This window comes from Streptomyces sp. NPDC001617, from assembly GCF_053596855.1.
In genome coordinates this window covers 1-17,123 of record NZ_JBSFHA010000049.1, presented here as the reverse complement: position 1 = coordinate 17,123, position 17,123 = coordinate 1, and the positions used below count along the sequence as shown (strand labels likewise).

At 68.7% G+C, this 17,123-nt stretch carries 15 protein-coding genes and 1 pseudogene; 8 read left to right on the top strand and 8 right to left on the bottom strand.

Annotation, left to right across the window (positions count from 1 at the left end; genetic code table 11):
* Window positions 1–101: 101 nt before the first annotated feature.
* Complete coding sequence (locus ACWC09_RS31180) at window positions 102–2,261, bottom strand: DUF1996 domain-containing protein (RefSeq protein WP_450854250.1); 2,160 nt, start codon at window positions 2,259–2,261, stop codon at window positions 102–104.
* Window positions 2,262–2,467: 206 nt separating this feature from the next.
* On the opposite strand from ACWC09_RS31180, the gene ACWC09_RS31175 reads away from it, so the two are divergent.
* Window positions 2,468–3,001 carry a DoxX family protein gene (locus tag ACWC09_RS31175; RefSeq protein ID WP_450854249.1) on the top strand — a complete coding sequence of 178 codons (534 nt, stop codon included), beginning with the start codon at window positions 2,468–2,470 and terminating at the stop codon, window positions 2,999–3,001.
* A gap of 67 nt (window positions 3,002–3,068) precedes the next feature.
* On the opposite strand, the gene ACWC09_RS31170 is transcribed toward ACWC09_RS31175, so the two are convergent.
* From ACWC09_RS31170 to ACWC09_RS31150, 5 genes are all read right to left on the bottom strand, one after another.
* A complete protein-coding gene (locus tag ACWC09_RS31170; protein ID WP_450854248.1) occupies window positions 3,069–4,310 on the bottom strand; it encodes a LamG-like jellyroll fold domain-containing protein in 1,242 nt (413 codons plus the stop codon).
* 34 nt (window positions 4,311–4,344) lie between these two features.
* The gene (locus ACWC09_RS31165; RefSeq protein ID WP_450854309.1) at window positions 4,345–4,989 is read right to left on the bottom strand and encodes a TIM barrel protein; all 645 of its coding nucleotides are present in this window, start codon (window positions 4,987–4,989) and stop codon (window positions 4,345–4,347) included.
* A 404-nt stretch (window positions 4,990–5,393) separates the two neighbouring features.
* The gene (locus ACWC09_RS31160) at window positions 5,394–5,762 is read right to left on the bottom strand and encodes a hypothetical protein (protein ID WP_450854247.1); all 369 of its coding nucleotides are present in this window, start codon (window positions 5,760–5,762) and stop codon (window positions 5,394–5,396) included.
* Between the two features lie 261 nt (window positions 5,763–6,023).
* Window positions 6,024–6,932: an NADP-dependent oxidoreductase gene (locus ACWC09_RS31155; protein WP_450854246.1), complete on the bottom strand. Its 909-nt coding sequence runs from the start codon at window positions 6,930–6,932 to the stop codon at window positions 6,024–6,026.
* A 220-nt stretch (window positions 6,933–7,152) separates the two neighbouring features.
* Entirely contained in the window at window positions 7,153–7,608 is a 456-nt protein-coding gene (locus ACWC09_RS31150; RefSeq protein ID WP_450854245.1) for a nuclear transport factor 2 family protein, read from the bottom strand.
* 84 nt (window positions 7,609–7,692) lie between these two features.
* Between ACWC09_RS31150 and ACWC09_RS31145 the strand changes: the two genes are divergently transcribed.
* Window positions 7,693–8,301, top strand: a complete 609-nt coding sequence (locus ACWC09_RS31145) for a TetR/AcrR family transcriptional regulator (RefSeq protein ID WP_450854244.1) — start codon at window positions 7,693–7,695, stop codon at window positions 8,299–8,301.
* A gap of 142 nt (window positions 8,302–8,443) precedes the next feature.
* On the opposite strand, the gene ACWC09_RS31140 is transcribed toward ACWC09_RS31145, so the two are convergent.
* Entirely contained in the window at window positions 8,444–9,136 is a 693-nt protein-coding gene (locus ACWC09_RS31140; RefSeq protein WP_450854243.1) for a TetR/AcrR family transcriptional regulator C-terminal domain-containing protein, read from the bottom strand.
* 114 nt (window positions 9,137–9,250) lie between these two features.
* Between ACWC09_RS31140 and ACWC09_RS31135 the strand changes: the two genes are divergently transcribed.
* The 4 genes from ACWC09_RS31135 (at window position 9,251) to ACWC09_RS31120 (ending at window position 13,445) form a co-directional block, all read left to right on the top strand.
* The gene (locus ACWC09_RS31135; RefSeq protein WP_450854242.1) at window positions 9,251–10,018 is read left to right on the top strand and encodes an SDR family NAD(P)-dependent oxidoreductase; all 768 of its coding nucleotides are present in this window, start codon (window positions 9,251–9,253) and stop codon (window positions 10,016–10,018) included.
* A gap of 263 nt (window positions 10,019–10,281) precedes the next feature.
* Window positions 10,282–11,082, top strand: a complete 801-nt coding sequence (locus tag ACWC09_RS31130) for an FAD-binding oxidoreductase (protein WP_450854241.1) — start codon at window positions 10,282–10,284, stop codon at window positions 11,080–11,082.
* Window positions 10,989–11,696 (top strand): BBE domain-containing protein, encoded by a 708-nt coding sequence (locus ACWC09_RS31125; protein ID WP_450854240.1) that lies wholly within the window; start codon window positions 10,989–10,991, stop codon window positions 11,694–11,696. Before ACWC09_RS31130 ends, ACWC09_RS31125 begins: the two co-directional genes overlap by 94 nt.
* A 210-nt stretch (window positions 11,697–11,906) precedes the next feature.
* The gene (locus tag ACWC09_RS31120; protein ID WP_450854239.1) at window positions 11,907–13,445 is read left to right on the top strand and encodes an FAD-dependent monooxygenase; all 1,539 of its coding nucleotides are present in this window, start codon (window positions 11,907–11,909) and stop codon (window positions 13,443–13,445) included.
* A 1,017-nt stretch (window positions 13,446–14,462) separates the two neighbouring features.
* Here the strand turns inward: ACWC09_RS31120 and ACWC09_RS31115 are convergent.
* Window positions 14,463–14,876, bottom strand: a pseudogene (locus ACWC09_RS31115) (beta-L-arabinofuranosidase domain-containing protein); the annotation flags it as partial.
* Between the two features lie 247 nt (window positions 14,877–15,123).
* Here ACWC09_RS31115 and ACWC09_RS31110 point away from each other — a divergent pair.
* Window positions 15,124–15,774, top strand: coding sequence for an alpha/beta hydrolase family protein (locus ACWC09_RS31110; RefSeq protein ID WP_450854238.1), 651 nt, complete (start codon window positions 15,124–15,126; stop codon window positions 15,772–15,774).
* 61 nt (window positions 15,775–15,835) lie between these two features.
* On the top strand, window positions 15,836–16,969 hold the full coding sequence (locus ACWC09_RS31105) for an IS630 family transposase (protein WP_450854237.1): 1,134 nt from the start codon (window positions 15,836–15,838) through the stop codon (window positions 16,967–16,969).
* Window positions 16,970–17,123 lie beyond the last annotated feature (154 nt).

The window sequence follows — 17,123 nt, the reverse complement described above, 5'->3', positions numbered from 1 at the left end:
CTCCCCCGCGCAAGCGGCACTCCGCCCCGTGCCGAAGGGTCCGCCGTGTCGGCGGATGCGGCGCGCGGACCGGCCAACGGTCCGCGCGCCCGCCGGACGCGTCAGCGCAGGATGGTGCGCTTCGTGCGGGCCAGCACGATCAGGCCCGCGACCAGGAGCACGGTGCCGGCCGCGGCCGGCCACAGCGACGTACCGGTCTCGGCCAGGTCACCCTGGACCGCCTGGGGTTCGGTCTGCCCGGCGGCCTGTGCGTCGCTCCCGCTCGGGGCCTGGGACTGTGCGGAACCGTCACCGGTGGCGCCGCCGTTGTCCGCCGAGCCGCCCTGGGCCTGCGCGGCCGCCGTGCTCTTCGAGGCCGGGGGCTTCGCGTAGACCTTGGGCTGTGCCGTGCTGGACAGGGTGGGTTCGTCGTTGTTCGCCGGCTGATCGGTCTGCGGCACGGAGGCGGTGGGCTGCGAGGCCTGGTCGCCGGACCCGTTGCCCGCGTTCCCGTTGTCCGACCCGTTGCCGGAGTTCCCCTTGTCCGACCCGTTGCCCGAGTCGCCCTTGCCGGACCCTCCGTTGTCGTCACCGGCGGGCGGAGTGGTGGGGTCCTCGGTCGGCTGCGCGGTCGGCTGCGGGCTGGGTTCGGTCGGGTTGTCGGTGGGCTGGTCGGTGGGCTGGTCGGTCGGCTGCTCGCTGGGCTGCTGGGTGGCGCCGCCGTCCGAGCCGCCCGGGTCCTCGCCGGTGCCGGAGCCGCAGTTGCGGCCGCCGTTGATGCAGGAGACGACCTCCTTCATCAGGCTCGCGTCGAAGACGTTGATGAAGTCGCCGTGGTCGGTGACCGGCTTGTGGAGCTGCTCCGGGAAGGAGTCCACCGCGAACAGCGGGGTCGTACGGCCGCCGTCCTGGAGGCTGGGCGCCTTCACGTCGTAGACGATCCGCTGCACCAGCTGCGGAATGGCCTCGAAGCCGTTCGGGCAGGCCCCGGAGGCGTCGGCGAAGGCCACGTGGGTGCGGTGGTTGGCACTGTCGATGTTGCGGCCGTCCCAGCAGCTCTGGAAGCGGAAGGTGCGGACCACGTCGCTGCCCTGCGGGCACAGCGGGTACTTGTCCTTGAGCTGCCGGTCCTCGAACCCGGTGCAGCTCCAGGAGGCGTTGGCGTTGGCCGTGCCGTTCACGAAGGCCTTCGCGTCCCCGGTGATGATGCGCAGCAGGCGGGGCATCTCCGTGACCTGGCCGCGCGGGCTGCCGATGAACGTCATGGTGACCTGCTTGGGCGTCACGATCTGACCGGCGTTGCCCTCGATGCCGCCGCCCGGCGAGTTGGCGTCCTTGTCCTGGGTGCCGTTCTGCAGACGCAGGACAGGCCAGTAGTACGTGGACTTGTCGCCCTGGTTCTCGCAGCTGGTGTCGCCCTTGGCGAGGTCGTCGTCGCTGGCGAAGGCGTTGTTGGACTGGTTGCCGACATAGTCGTGGAAGTGGTGCGCGCCGTTGGTGACGCCCGGGGCGACGATCACGTTGTCGGAGTTGCGCAGTCCGTTGGCGTTGACCCCGCAGCTCGTGGTGAAGGTGCCCTTCGAGACGAAGGAGTTCAGGTTCGGCGCCGGAGAGTTGGGCTGGACGCTGTTGATGTCCTGGTAGTCCCCGACGACCGGGCCGTTGCCGGCCTGGCCTCCGTTGCCGGCCTGGCCTCCGTTGCCACCCTGCTGACCGCCGCCGCCCTGCTGACCGCCGCCGTTCTGCTGGCCACCGTTCTGCTGGTCTCCCTGCCCCTGTTGCTGGCTGCCCTGCGAAGCCTGGCCGCCGTTCTGGTCGTTCCAGGTTCGCAGGGAGCAGTCCGCCATGGAGTCGAGCCCCTCGGGACTCTTGCCGGCCTGCTCGATGGCGCCGCCGATGCGGTCGAGCGACTCGGTCCGCTTTTCCTTCAGCGGCTTCATGACCGCGTCGTCGGTGTAGCCGCTGTCCTGGCGTTGCTCCGGGGTCGCCGCCTGCAACCGCTGATAGGCCTCCGCTATCTGCTGATCCATCGAGGCGAGTTCCTTGTCGACGTCGGCACGCGCCTGGTCGGGCACCTGCGTCAGCTTGTCGCCGACGTCCGGACAGTCGATCGTGCCGGCCGCGGCGCTGCGCGTCGTCGGCTGGTCGGAGCCCGAACCGCCTTCCGTCGCCGAGGCGTAGACGTTGGCCGCCACCAGGCCGCCGCCGCCCAGCATCAGCGCGAATGCCGCGAAGGTGGCGCGGCGTGGGCCTGTCGGGCGTCGGCGCGAGTTTCGTGCCACGAGAGTTCTCCTACTACGTCTGGCGGTCGGGCATGGAAATCCCCCGCCCCATACGGACGGCGGCACCGGTGTGTTCAACCGCCTCACGGATTCATAGAAACCTCTCAGAAGCTGTGTGTCCCCGCTGGTGCCGAGGGTGCCGATTGCGGCCGCCCGGACCGGGAACCCGTCAGGGGCCGTTCGCACCGACTTGTCTGGAGAACGCCATGAGTCTCTTGCGCAGGACGGGCCGTCCCATGCTCGCCTCGATGTTCGTGGCCGGCGGCCTGCACACCCTCACCGCCCCCGAAGAGGTGGCCCCGCTCGCCGAGCCGGTGGTCCAGCCGGTCACGGAGCGCGTCCGGCCGCTGCCGGACCGGACCGACCAGGTCGTACGGCTCAACGGCGCCGTGCAGGTGGCCGCGGGCGTCCTGCTCGGGTTCGGCCGTCTGCCGCGGCTGTCCGCGCTGGCGATCGCGGCCACGCTGGTGCCCACCACGCTGGCGGGTCACCGTTTCTGGGAGGTGGAGGATCCCGCCGACCGTGCCCAGCAGCGCATCCACTTCTTCAAGAACCTGTCCATGCTGGGCGGTCTGCTGATCGCCGCCGACGACACCGCGGGTGCGCCGTCACTGCTGTGGCGGGGCCGGCACGCCGCCCGGGATGTGCGGCGCGAGGCGCATCTGGTGCGGCGGACCGTTCGGGCCACCGCACGCCCGGCCGCGGCGGCCGGCGGCCTGAGGACGAAGCTGTCGAGCTGACGGGGGCCGCGTGTCCCCCGGCGCGTCCGGCCGCTTCGGCACGGACCCGACGCACCGGGGCGCTCGTTCAGCCCTGTGCCAACCCCGCGACCTCGGCCGCGGTCAGGGTCCTGCCGTACACGCGGAAGTCGTCGACCGCCCCCTTGAGATAGGGGTCGTCGTACTGCGACTTCCCGATGTACGCGGCCCGGATGTGGTTGCCGAAGTACCGCGGCTCCACGGTGACGCCCGCGTTCCGCCCGGCCTCCCGGCCGTCGACATAGAGGACGGCCGTGCCGCCGCCGTAGGTGAGTGCCACGTGCACCCACCGGTCGGTGGCCAACGGGTCGGCATCGATGCGCTGTTCGGCTCCGCCGCCGCCCGCGGTGATGGCGAACCGTAACGTGCCGGAGTCGCTGCGCGGGGTGAGGAACATGTTGGCGGTGACGCCGGTGCCGAAGTCGAAGACACGGCTCCAGTAGGCCGGTTGGCCCTCCAGCCTGACCCAGGTCGCCACGGAGTACGCGGAGGCACCCGCCAACAGGTCCTCGGCGAGGGCGACATGACCGTCGGCGCCGTCCAGGGCTACGGCGCCGGCGAGGTGTCCCGCCGCCCAGGCGGCCCCGCCTGCGAGTGTCGCGGTCTTCCCGTTGCCGGTGGCGTCGGCGGCGGTCGTGCCGCTGGTCTCGTCGAAACGGTGCCAGGCGGCGAACTCCGGTGGCGGGGAGGGCGGTTCGCCGGTGAGCCAGTAGACGTCGTAGTGCTGGTGGTGGACACGGGCGACGGGCAGCAGGGTGACGCTCTCGCCGTCGGCGCTCGCGGTGAAGCGCAGCGGGTCGGCGGAGGTCTGCTTGACGGAGGCGGTGTCCAGACGTGCCATCCACGGGTTCGCCCGGTCGCCGTAGGCACCCGCGAGGACGACGGGGCCGTGCAGGACCGCCCTGACGTCCGGGTCGTCGGGGGTCGCCTCGACCCGCGTCCGCATCGGGAGCGTGATCTCGACGCGGTCGCCGGTGCGCCAGACACGGTCGAGGACCAGTCGGCCGCCCGCCTTCGGACGGTCGGACAGCGTACGGCCGTTGAGGCGGACGCGGATGCCCTGGGCCCAGGCGGGTGTACGCACCACGAGCTGATGCTCGGCCTGGCCCGCGGTGACGGTCAGCACCGTGGCGCTCTGGTCCGGCAGGCGGGTGGTCTGCCGCCAGGTGATGCCCTTCTCCCGCCAGTTGACCTCCGACGGGATGAACAGGTTGACCAGCTGATGGACACCGGGTCTGTCCGGCGCGCTCCCCGCTCCGAGGGTGGCCGCGCACTGCCGTGTCGTGATCAACCTGCTGGCCGCGGGTCTGCCGGGTGCGCAGCCATCAAAGGAGGGCGCGGGCGGTCACGTAGACGAGGCTGCTGTCCCCGAGTGGTGTTGCTTCAATCCCTACGTAGCCGTCGTAGCCGGCGTTCTGGAGCCAGGCGAGTTCTGCGGCCCATTCGATGGTTCCGGTGCCGAACTCGTGGCGGCCGGGGATGTCGGCTGCCTGCACGTGCCCGATCAGGGGTATGGCGTCCTCGATCTCGGCTCCGAGGGGTTCGCCGTTGAGAATGGCGTGGTAGCGGTCGTAGAGGAAGCGGATGTTGGGAAGGTCGATCGCGCGCAGGAGGGAAAGGGCCGATCGTGAATCGGAGATCAAGGCGTTGGGGCCTTCGTGTTCTCGGTTGACCACCTCGACGAGCAGTTCGAGGCCGTCCCTGCCGACTTCCTCTCCCGCCCGCGCGAACACCGTGACCGCGTGGTGGAGCTGGGTGGCCGGCTCGACTCCTGGGAGGACGTCGCCGGCGAGGACGATGAGCCGGGGAGTGTTCGTCCGGCGGGCGGCGTCGGCGGCTGCGCGCACCCGGGCGAGGAACTCGTCGTGCGACGACGGGTCACCCAGGTCGCACTTGTCCTTCCACGACTCGGCGCACAGCGTGATCAGCCGCGTTCCGGTCGTCTCCAATGCTCGTGTGAACCGGGGCAGGTCCTGTCCTACCAGTCCCAGATCTCCACCGCGCGGAACCCGGAGTCGGCCGCGGCGCGTACCCGGTCGTGGAGCGGCCGGTCGCCTTCGAGGAACATCAGCTCGGTGCAGGGCGGAGAAGTCGATCACGCGAGGGCCTTCCTCGCCGCAGCCGTACCCGCCCTGAGCGCGGCGACGGGATCGGGCGCCTCGTCCAGTTCGATGAGTACGGTGCCGGCGCCGGGTGTTCGGGACATCGCGTCGGCCCACTCCTTCCAGTCGACGATGCCCGTAACCCTTTTGGCTTGACAGGCCTAATGGGTGCGATAGCGCCTATGCAGCTGATGACGAGAAAACTATGAGAGGGGTATTTCGGCCGAGTGGCGGACCTGTCACGAATAATTTCGGAACCGACGGCCTTACGTTCAGGCCTGGATCCACCGCCTCAGCACCTCGACCGTGTTCTCCGGCGCCGTGTTGAAGCACAGCCGGATACTGGGCGCCATTTCGGTGAGGACGTTGACCAGCCGCTCGAACAGCAGGGTGTTCTCCGGCAGCAGACGTACGCCAGCGCCGATTATTGCCAAGCCGAACGCCCGCTCCTGGAGTTGTTTTCGGACAGCCACTTCAGCGCGGTCCGGAGAGGTGTCGATCCAGCACTGGACAGTGTCGAACCCCGCCTCGCGGAGCGCCGCGTTCCCGGCCTCGACCCGGGCGGTGAACGCCGCCTCGTCGAGACCGTCCGGCATCCGGCTGTAGTCGAGCCCTCTCGGATGCAGCCCGATGCACAGCACCTTTGTGCCCCTCGGCAGAGGAGTTGACGTCGTTGGCCGACCCATGATCGGTGCCCTCTCATTCCATGTCCTAGACGATCTCCGCCGGCATACCGGCGCCCATGCTCGCGGACCTCAGCACCATCGAGCGACCGTCTGAATCCCTCCCAGGGCCACGCCGCCATGCCAAGGACGTCGCTCGATCACCCGACAAGGCAGCCCGTTCGAGCAGGCCGCCCGCTGATCGGTACGCGGACGGCTCTTCTTCTCAGGTCTGCGTGGTTATGGGCGAAGGACCAACTTGCCGCGCGGGTGGCCGGCTTCGCTCAGTTCCTGGGCCTCGGCGGCGTCGGCGAGAGGGAGGCTCCGGTCGATGCGGATGTCCAGGCTGCCGTCGGCGGCGCGGCGGGCGTAGTCGGCGAGTATCGGCACGAAGTCGAGGCTGGGCCCAGTGGAGAGGGGTATGCCCAGTTCGGCGGCCCGCATGTCGGCGATGGTGACGATGCGGTCGGTGGTGCCGCCGCGCAGGTCGATGGACATCTCCAGGACGTCGTACCCCGTGGCGTCGTACACGGCGTCGATGCCCTGGGGGGCGGCGGCGCGGACCCGGTCGGCGAGGCCGTCGCCGTACGTGACGGGGGTGACGCCGAGGGAACGCAGGTAGTCGTGGTTGGCCTCGGACGCGGTCCCGATGACGGTCGTGCCGCGGGCCACGGCGAGCTGGACTCCGACGGAGCCGACGGAGCCGGCGGCCCCGTGCACCAGCAGCGTCTCCCCGCCCGCCACCTTCAAGGTGTCCAGCACACGGTGGGAGGTCTCGGTGGCGGCGGGCAGTGCGGCGGCCACCTCCCAGTCGAGGCCGGCGGGTTTGGGTGCCACGTCCACGGCCAGGGCGTACTCGGCGTAGGCGCCGGTGACGGTGAAGCCCAGCACCTCGTCCCCGACCGAAATGCCGGTGACTCCCTCCCCGACCTCGTCGACGATGCCGGCCGCTTCCGTGCCCGGTACGGCCGGGAAGGTCACGGGGAAATGCTGGTGCAGCCAGCCGCGGCGGATCTTGTGGTCGATGGGGTTGACGCCGACGGCCACGGTCTTCAGCCGGACCTGCCCGGGACCCGCGTGCGGCTCCTCGGTCTCCACCAGCCGCAGGACCTCGGGGCCGCCGTACTCCTCGAACACGATCGCCTTCATGTGTGTCTCATTCCGTTTGGTGTGTGCCGCTGCGGATCAGGAGTGGGCCGAGGAACTGAGCGGCAACTCGTCGTCGGGTCGTACCAGTCGAAGTGAACGGCCCTGGCGCCCTTCTGTACGGCGGGGCGGCGATTGGCCGCGGTGACCGGGTGCGGTGAGCCGGGAGGTGACGCGGAGGCCGGTGACGTCCGTGGCTCCGGTGGCCGGGACGACGCGGCGGTCAGGCACCTGCGTCCTTGCGTTCGTCGGCACTTTGCAGGAAGAACTTCGCGTCGTCCGGGGAACCGGGGATCGCGGCCAGGTTCCAGTACTCGCGGTTGTGGGTGATGTGGCCGTCCCTGACGGTGACCACGGCGATGTACGCCATGTCGTAGGGGGCGCCCGTGGCGACGACACGGCCCGTGCCGCGCCACTCGGCCACGATCGTGTCCCGGTCGGTGGTCTCGTGGATCTGCAGAGAGGGGATCTCACGCAGGTCGAAGTGGTCGGGATAGCCCTTCATGAACTCGGCGATGGATGCGCGGCCGTCCAGTTGCGAGGGGAAGCCTTCTGGGGCGTAGGGGAACTCGACCTGCACGTTCTCGTCACACAGCTTCACCCAGCCTTCGATGTCCTTGTCCAGCAGGAGGCGCAGGCTGTGGCGGTACAGATCCGCAGGTGACATGGGTGTGGTCATGGAGGTACTCCCTATCTTCTATAATGTGGACCGCGAGTCCGTTAAAGATACGGACTGTCGGTCCGATTTGTAAAGCGAGAGCCTGTGACCCCACGCAAGGAACGTGCGGACGCCGTGCGCAACCGGGAGGCCGTCCTGGCCGCAGCCGATGACCTCTTCGCCCGCAGCGAGAGTCCCGGAAGCGTGTCGATGGATGACATCGCGGCAGCGGCCGGCGTCGGCAAAGGCACGCTCTTCCGTCGGTTCGGTGACCGTGCGGGCCTGATCCGTGTCCTGGTCGAGGCGCGCCTCGAAGCGCTGCGAGAGGCCGTCGACGAGGGGTCGGCGTCCCTCGGCCCCACCGCTGAGCCGCGTGAACGCGTACTGGCCCTGCTCGACGCCGTCCTGCAGTTCAAGCTCGACAACCGTCACCTCTCGCTGGCCCTGGAGGAGGCCGGCAGTTGCAGCCCCTATCAGGCAGACCACTACGTGTGGTGGCACAGCACTCTTGAGCGCACCCTGCGACAACTGCCCGGCTTCACGGAGAACGCCATGGCGGACACCGCCCTCACCGACAGCGGTTTCGCCGCACACGCCCTGCTGGCCGCAGCTCGCGCCGACCTCATCGACCACCTCGCCGACCAGGAATACATGACCCGCGACCAACTGAGAGCCCACCTGGCGGCCTTCACCGCCAAGCTCCTGGACCAGTGACGGGCTCCCCGGGCGGTGGACACCAACCGCTACGTGCGGAGTGGCACTTCACGCTCGTCCGCGAAGGCCCGTCGGCACGGGGTGTGGCGGAAGCCGAACAGGGTTCCTTCGTGGCGGCCTACGCCTCCGGTAGGCCGAACGCTCACTCGGTTGAGGGTCCCGGTGTCGGTTGAGGCGTCGGCGGTGCGGCGGAGTGCCCGCTGAGGATCAGGTCGACGCCGTATGCGAAGCGGTCGTCAAAGCTGTCCGGCGTGAGATGCGTGATTGTCTTCGCGAGAGAGGGAAAGGCCGCGGGATCGGCTTCCGCCGCTTCGATGCACAGGGCGCGGTTCGACGGTGTCTGTTCCTCCTTGGCCAGGCCGAGGGTGAAGTACATCAGGGTCCAGGCTGTCCAGGCCGCCTCCTTCGAGCTGCGGCCGGTGGCGTGCAGGGCGGCGTTGAACGCCTCGGCGAACGCACGCTGGTGGGGCCGGGTCAGAGATGAGCCCTCCCGGGCCAGGCGCGCACCGTCCCGGTGGGACAGCAGCGCGGTGCGCAGTGACGCGAGCAGGGTGCGGACCCGTTCTTCCGGATCCGGGGGCAGGTGGGCGGGCACGCAGTCGGCCACCATGGCGTCGGCCACGGTACTGAGCAGACCGGCCTTGTCCTTCAGGTGCCAGGCGACCGCGTTGACCCGTACCCCGAGCCGGGCGGCGACGGCCCGCAGGGACAGTTTGTCGAGACCGTCGCTCTCCAGCACCTCCATCGCGGCAGCGGTGATCTGCCCGTTGGTGAGGCCGACAGGGGCACGGGAGGCAGTGGCGCGAGGCTCCGCCGGACTTGACGACTTGGACACTGCACAAGCATACTTGATCCCTAACTTGGACGCCGTCCAAGTCGTTGAGGTTCGCCCGTGCTGCCCGGCCACCGACGGCGTCCCCTGTCCAGGGACCCCCGAAAGGACACCGTCATGGGGAAGCTCAACGGCAAGACCGCTCTCGTTACCGGCTCCAGTCGAGGCATCGGCCGCGCCATAGCTGTCGGCCTGGCCCGTGAGGGAGCACTTGTAGCGGTGCACTACGCGCACAACGAGCGGGCCGCTCAGGAAACCGTCGAACTCATCGAGAAGGACGGCGGTCAGGCCTTCACGGTCCAGGCGCCGCTGGGGGTGCCGGACGATATCGACCATTTGTTCCAGGGGTTGGAGGCCGGTCTGAAGGAGCACACCGGGAAGACCATTCTGGACATTCTGGTGAACAACGCCGGCGAGACCTTGCCCGCCGGAGCCGCTCCTGAGGACCTGTCCCCCGAGCAGTTCGACAAGCTGTTCGCCGTGAATGCCAAGGCACCCCTCTTCATCACCCAGCGCGCTCTCGGGCTGCTCCCCGACGGGGGGCGCGTCATCAACATCTCCTCCGGCACGACCCGGACTGCCATCCCCTCGCAGACCCTCTACGCGATGACCAAGGGCGCCCTCGAACAGCTCTCGCGGGGCTTCGCACGGCACCTCGCCCCCCGCGGCATCACCATCAACACGGTGGCCCCGGGCATCACGGACAACGGAAGCGAAATCTTCAAGATGTCCGAGGTCGTGGAGCAGATGTCCCAGTTCTCGGCGTTCAAGCGCATCGGCGAGCCGAAAGAGGTCGCCGACGTGGTGGTCTTCCTCGCCACCGACGAAGCACGCTGGATCACCGGCGCGTTCATCGACGCCACCGGCGGCAGCCTCCTCGGCTGAACGAGCTCATCCGCTGACCGTCCCGCCTCACTTCTGCCCGGGGTGGGGTGACGTGGGGCGGGACGGGCGACGCCGCAACATGCGTGGGCGCGCCGGTCCGGTCGGGCACCGTGAAGACGCCGAGATGCACCGTGAGCCGGAACGGCCCAGTGGCCGAACTCTGCCGGCCACTGTGTCGCCGCACCGAAGTCCGGCCCGCCCGCACACCTTGAATCCGTTTCACCACTGCCCGCCGACACGGGCTGCCTACCGGGGAGACACGAATGAGTCCCATCGACACACCCTCTGTCCACGATGACTTACCAGCCGCCTTCCGCGGCGCCGTCCTGCGCCCGGGTGACGACGGCTTTGACCAGGCCAGGGTCATCTGCAGCGGCCGGCCCGGCGACACCGTCCCCGCACTGATCGCACAGTGCGCGGACGAGGACGACGTCGCCACCGCCCTGCGTTACGCCTCCGCGCGCGATCTGCCGGTCGCCGTTCGTGGCGGCGATCACGGCTCCGACGGTCACGCCATGCCGGGCGGTGCCTTAGTCCTCGACCTGTCCGGCATGCGCGGGGTCTCCGTCGCCCCGGACACGCGCACCGTGCGGGCCCAGGCAGGCGTCCTCCTCGGCGAACTGGACGCGGCCACCCAGGAACACGGCCTGGTGGTGCCGTCCGGCACCGTCACCTCCACCGGTGTCGCCGGACTGACTCTCGGCGGCGGAATCGGCCACCTCCACCGGCGCTTCGGCACCGCGGTAGACAACCTGACCGCCTGCGAGATGGTCACCGTCGACGGCCGGAAGGTGCGCGCGGGCGAGACGGAGAACCCGGACCTGTTCTGGGCACTGCGCGGAGGCGGCGGCAACTTCGGTGTGGTCACCGCCTTCGAGTTCCGCGCCCACCCACTGGGCCCGGACGTCTGTTCCGGCATGATCGTCCCGGCGAGGCGGCCGCTTCGGTTCTCCACCAGTTGTCCGACTACATGGCGGGCGCTCCGCGCGAACTCGGCCTGGCGACCTCGCTCACCATCGCACCGCCGCTGCCCGGTCTGCCCGACGAGGTGCACGGCACGTTGATCCTGATCCTCCTCCCCGTCCACACGGGCGACGCCGAGGACGCGGAGAAGACCATCGCGGACCTTGCCGCGCTGGAAACACCGTTGCTCAACACCATGCGGCGCGCCACGTGGCTGGAGACGAACAGTCAGCTGGACGCGCTCTTCCCCTACGGCCTGCGCGCCGGGGCGCGCGGTGACTATCTCGCGTCGCTCACCGAGGAGACGGTCACCGCACTGGTCGAACGCGCGAGCGCTTCCCCGAAGCTGCCGGGCACCGCCGCCGTGTGCAACGTGTGGTCGTTCGGCGGCGCGTTCTCCGAGGACGTCGACGAGGACGCCACCGCCTTCTCCCGTGCCGGGGTCTCCTGGCTCTGGGAGGCAGCTTGCCAGTGGGCGGAGCCGGAGTACGACGCGCTCATGGACGCCTGGGCCGACGCCACCTTGGCCGCCATGCGACCGCACACCCTGCTCAACTCCCACATCAACCTCACCGAGGACCAGGGCGAGGAGTGGCGCCGCGGCGTGTACGGAAGCGAGGCCAAGTACCGGCGGCTCACCGAGATCAAGACCGCCTGGGACCCGAGGAACCTGTTGCGCCACAACAAGAACATCACTCCCACCACGAAGAAGTAGGCAGGCCCGCGGAGCACCCTGGTCCGTCCTCCGCGAAAGCCGCATCGCCTATCCCGCAACCCAAAGAAGGCGCCGCCCAGCGGTCCACCATGGACCGCCCGAGTTCCCGACGAAGCTGCCCCGGCTGTCGTCGACGAAGCAGCCGCCACAGGAAGCGCGCGTTCGTCACCGCGTGCCGCACACGGCGGCATCATGAAGGAGAACCCATACATGGACAACGTTGACGTCGTGGTGGTCGGTGCGGGAGCAACCGGACTCATGCTCGCCAACGAGCTGGCGATCGCCGGAGTGTCGGTCGTCGTCCTCGACCGGGAAGCCGGGCGGCTGAGCCACTCCAAGGCTCTGGCCCTGCAGCCGCGCACAGCCGAGGTCTTCGATCTGCGAGGTCTGATCGACGGTGCTCGGGACAGGTCACTCGCCTCGGCCAACGGCCACTTCGGCGGCCTGCCCGTCCCCCTCACCTATGAGGGCTGGTCCACCCGATACCCCTACATGGTGGCCATCACCCAGTCCGAGACCGAAGCACTCCTCGAAGAACATGCTGCGGCCAACGGCGTCGCCGTTCGGCGCGAACACGAACTCACCGTGCTGGCGCAGGACGAGGAAGGCGTCACGGCGACCATGCGGACGCCTCAGGGCGAACAACGGGTTCGTGGCCGTTACCTGGTGGGGTGCGACGGAGGACGCAGCGTCGTGCGGAAGCTGCTGGGGGTGAACTTCCCCGGTACGCCCGCCGTGCGCTACAGCGTTGCCGCCGACGTGTTGCTGGAGGAGACAGCCGCGGAGCCGGCCAACCAGTGGGGTGCGCTGGCCAAGATGTTCGGGCAGCGCAACGCGAGCGGGCAGTTCGTGGCCCTGCTTCCACTGGGTGAGCGCAACTTCTACCGACTGACGTACACCGATCCGTCCATCAGCGCGGAGACCCGTGACATACCGGTGCCCAAGGAGCGACTCGAGGAGGTGCTTCAGTCCCAGTACGGGGAAAAGGCCAGAATCGCGGAGGTCCAGTGGGTCTCCTCCTTCGGCGACGCCTCCCGGCAGGCCGAGCGGTACCGAGTGGAGCGGGTACTGCTGGCCGGGGACGCCGCACACATCCATCTGCCCGCCGGCGGGCAGGGCCTGAACCTCGGCGTGCAGGACGCGATGAACCTGGGCTGGAAGCTGGCCGCGGAGGTAAAGGGCTGGGCGCCCGACGGGCTCCTGGACACGTACGAGTCCGAGCGGCATCCCGTTGCCGCGCAGGTGCTGGAGAACACCCGCGTCCAGAGCCTGTTCTTCTACCCCGCTGCGGATGAGCGCATGGAAGCCATGCGCGAACTGTTCACCACGCTGATGGCTTTCCCCGACGTCAACCGCCACCTCGCCGGGCTGGTATCCGGTCTGGGTATCCGCTACCCGATGGAGGGAGAACAGCACGACCTCCTCGGTGCCCGCCTTCCCGACATCGAGCTGACGGCGAGCGATACTCCCCAGCGTACGAGCGTGCTACTGCGCACGGGCAAAGGTCTTCTCCTGACAGGGGACGACCGCCACGCCGCGACGGCGAAGCCGTGGGCCGAGCGGGTCGATGTGGTCCGGACGTCCAGGCTGTCGGTGTCAGGGACCGTCGCCGACGCGCTGCTCGTGCGCCCCGACGGCTACATATGTTGGGCCAGGATGGCTCGGAGCACAACACCCACACAATCCGTGCCGGTCCAGAACGCACTGGCCGACTCCCTGCACCGATGGTTCGGACACCCGGAACACTGACCTCCTGGGGTCACACCTCCGCACGCCCCGGGCGACCGGTCGTGCGGATGCGGGCCGTCGGCACCAGCTCATCACTCGGGGCCGACGGCCTCGCGGGCACCCGCGCACCGACGCCGAGGACCGTTATACCGTCGCCTACAACCGCGCCAACGTCGTGGCGGCCTCGACGGGGCCGTCGAGGCCGCCACGGCCAAAGAGTCCCTGGGCCGTTTTCAGCACGGGCCATTTTCCGCAGCTCCGGCCGATCTCAGCAGCGGCTCTGTGATCCAGGGGCCGCAGGCCCAGCCTCCTGCCGCCTCACCGCGCCATCTTCCCCCACCCACCCCTGGCGGGCGTCGGCTTCATGGCTCCGGAACAGCCCCGTCCGTTTCCCTGCGTCCTGCGAGCGTCCCGAATCAAGCACCCGTCCAGCCACAGGAGCCATGTGCGGCGAGTTCACCGCAGACTGCTGCGTCCGCGCTGGTCAAAGCCGTCTGAACTTCCAACGCCAGCCACGAGGTTGAACTCCCGAGCAGCTGATTCAGTCCGTTCACCCAAAGCTCTGAATCCGCCCGCCCGATGAGATGTTTCCGCAGTTCAGAGGCCTTGCAGGGTGGGGCGGGTGGGACTCGAACCCACGGATCGACGCTCATTCTTGACGTTTCGCAGCTCAGATGCGGTTATCCGTGTCGGTATTCCTCAGGCCTTGTCAGTCTGTTCCTGCCCTTGCGGCCTCAACCTGGCCTCAATGAGGTACCAAGGGACCAGAACGAAGGCCTCGCAGTCGATCCCGACAGCTCGGAAGACGGTCTCGAACCTACCCGCAGCGGATTCCCCTTCCGATGCGCAGAGGCGGGATGCCTCGGCCGTTCTCGTCGCTCGGTCCTGCGCCGCCGCCGTGGGAGGTGGTCGCTGGCATCGGTGACCTCGATGATCAGACAGGCGGTTCGCAGTGGGCCGGAGTGGTCAGGTCGGCGCGTGCGGCCCCTACTTCCGACTTCTGAATATCGATCCCTGCCAATAGCGGCGACGAGCCGGCCGGCCCTTGTCACGCAGCTCGGTGTCGCCGGTGTTGGCATAGGCGAGGGCCAGCCCGGAGAGGAGGTGGCCGGTGGAGTGACCGCGCAGTTCGACGCCGGGCCCCTCCCAGCCGCCGCAGGGCTGGGCGCTGCTGGACAGACCGACGTTGAGGCGGAAGGTGTGGAGCAGCCGGTCGACGTCGACGAAACGCAGATAGGCGCTGTTGCGGCGCTGGTTGTCCCGGAACGGGCCGTCCAGGAGGGTCACCGCCGTGAGCGGGAAGGGCTGCACGCGCGGGGTGGCGGATCGCGGCGAGGACGGCGGGTCGAGGGGTGTGGCATGTGACATAGCACTGGTTGTCATGGTCAGGGCGGCAGCGGTCGCCGTCCCGGCCGCCGCGAGAAAGGGCCGTCTGCCGAGGGGTGGGTTCACGAGGACCTCCGCATGCCGAAGAGACGAGGCGAGGGCGTCCCACCCTCAACCACGTTCGAAATATCGGTCGTTGTGCGACAGGCTGGGCAGGCCTCCACGCTAGTGCCGTGTCAGAGAACCTTTGCCCCAGCTGACGCGACGCGCGGTTCGGATGCCGCGATCTGCGGCGCGCTAACCTGAGGCCATAGAAGAGCACGGCGTGGCCCGTGGGCCGTCCTCAAGGAACGGCGCTGTGGCGAGGAGCGAGATGCAAGCACTGACACTTGGTCCCACGAACCATGAGCGTGTCGTGCTCTTCGCTGCTGGAGCAGGCGGCGATCCGGAGCGTTACCGGCCCATCCTGGAGCATCTGGCAGCCCATGACTGCCAGGTCATCGCGCCTTACTTCGAGCGTTTTGTCGCTCGGGAGGCGACCACGGCTGAGCTGCTTGCACGCCCGGCCGGGCTGGTCGAGGCGCTTCACCGGTGGGGGTCTCCGGACGCGTCTGTTGTGGTGGTCGGCCACTCGATCGGTGGTTGGGCTGGTCTCTGTCTCGCTGGTGCGGTGCCCTGGGGGCGGGACGGCAGGCCGCTGAATGTCCCACGAGAGCCACGCGTTGGCCGTCTCGTCTTGTACGCGCCCGCAGCCGGCTGGTTTGCCGCTCCGGGTGCCTTGGATGCGGTGACAGTGCCGATGCTCGTCTATGCGGGGGAGCTGGACACCGTCACGCCCGTCGAGCAGGCCATCCTCTTGAAGGGCGCGTCGGCCCAGGTCGACCTTCGCGTCGTGCCAGGGGCTGGTCACTTCAGCTTCATGAATACGCCTCCGCCGGGCACGGTCGAGAACGAGGGCTTCGACCGTGCTCAGTTCCTCACCGACCTCGCGCAAGCGACCAGGGAGTTTGCCATCGCGTCCTGAGGTGACGTGACGCGCCGTTCAGACGCTGGTCCGGACGGCGCGGAATTGCAGGGCTGTGCGGGTGGCAGAACCAGTACGGGTCCGCGAGATCGATGGCGACGAGGGGCAGCGCCTGTTGCGGATCATCCGCAGAGGCACGGGCTCGGTGGTGACCTGGCGGCGTGCGCAGATGGTGCTGCTGTCCGCGCAGGGCATGCCGGTGGCGCGGATCTCCGAGGTGTCGTTCACCAGCGATGACCGGGTCCGGGACGTGATCCACAACTTCAACGCCGACGGCTTCGAGTCGCTGTATCCGAAGTACTCGGGTGGCCGGCCGAAGACGTTCACACTGCCCGAGCGGCGCGAGATCAAGAAGATCGCGAAGTCGAAGCCGACCGAGCACGACCTGCCGTTCTCGACCTGGAGCCTAACCAAACTGGCCGACTTCCTGGTCGCCGAGGGGGTGGTCGACGACATCAGCCACGAGGGCCTGCGCATCCTGCTCCGCGAGGAAGGCGTCTCCTTTCGACGCCTGAAGACCTGGAAGACCTCCCGTGATCCGGACTACGCAGCCAAGAAGGCCCGCGTCGAGCACCTCTACGCAATCGCCGACGGCGAGGTCATACCCGAGGACGGTGAGCCCGACATCGTCTTCTGCATGGACGAGTTCGGGCCGCTCAACCTGATGCCCCACCCTGGCCGGCAGTGGGCCGAGCGCGGCGGCAAGCACAAGGAGCCCAGCAGCGAACCGCGCCGACGGCGTCGGGCGACCTACAACCGCTACGGCGGAGTACGGCACCTGTTCGCAGCCCTCGATCTGGCCAAAGACAAGCTCTACGGCCACATCAAACCCGTCAAGCGACGCACCCAGTTCCTGGAGTTCTGCCGCTACGTCCGCACCCTCTACCCGGCACACGTCCGGATAACGATCGTCTGCGACAACTTCTCCCCGCACCTGACCACGAAGAAGTGCCAGCGAGTCGGCACCTGGGCCGCAGCGAACAACGTCGAGATCGCCTACACCCCGACCAACTCCTCCTGGCTCAACCGCATCCAAGCCCAGTTCACCGCCCTGCGTTACTTCACCCTCGACAGCACCGACCACGCCGACAACAAAGAACAGGGCAGCATGATCCGCCGCTACATCATCTGGCGAAACCGCCATGCCGACGACCGACGCCTACGCGCCCTGGTCGACAGGGCAAACGTTGCCTGATGCGGCACTAGTGTGCTGCGCCAGAAATCCTGAGGGTTAGTTCTACTCTGCTTTCTGGTCGGTGGTTCCGACCTTGGTGAGGTAGTCGGCGAGGGAGTTGAGGATCTCGTCGGCCGTTTTAGTCCAGGTGAAGGGCTGCGGGTTCTCGTTCCAG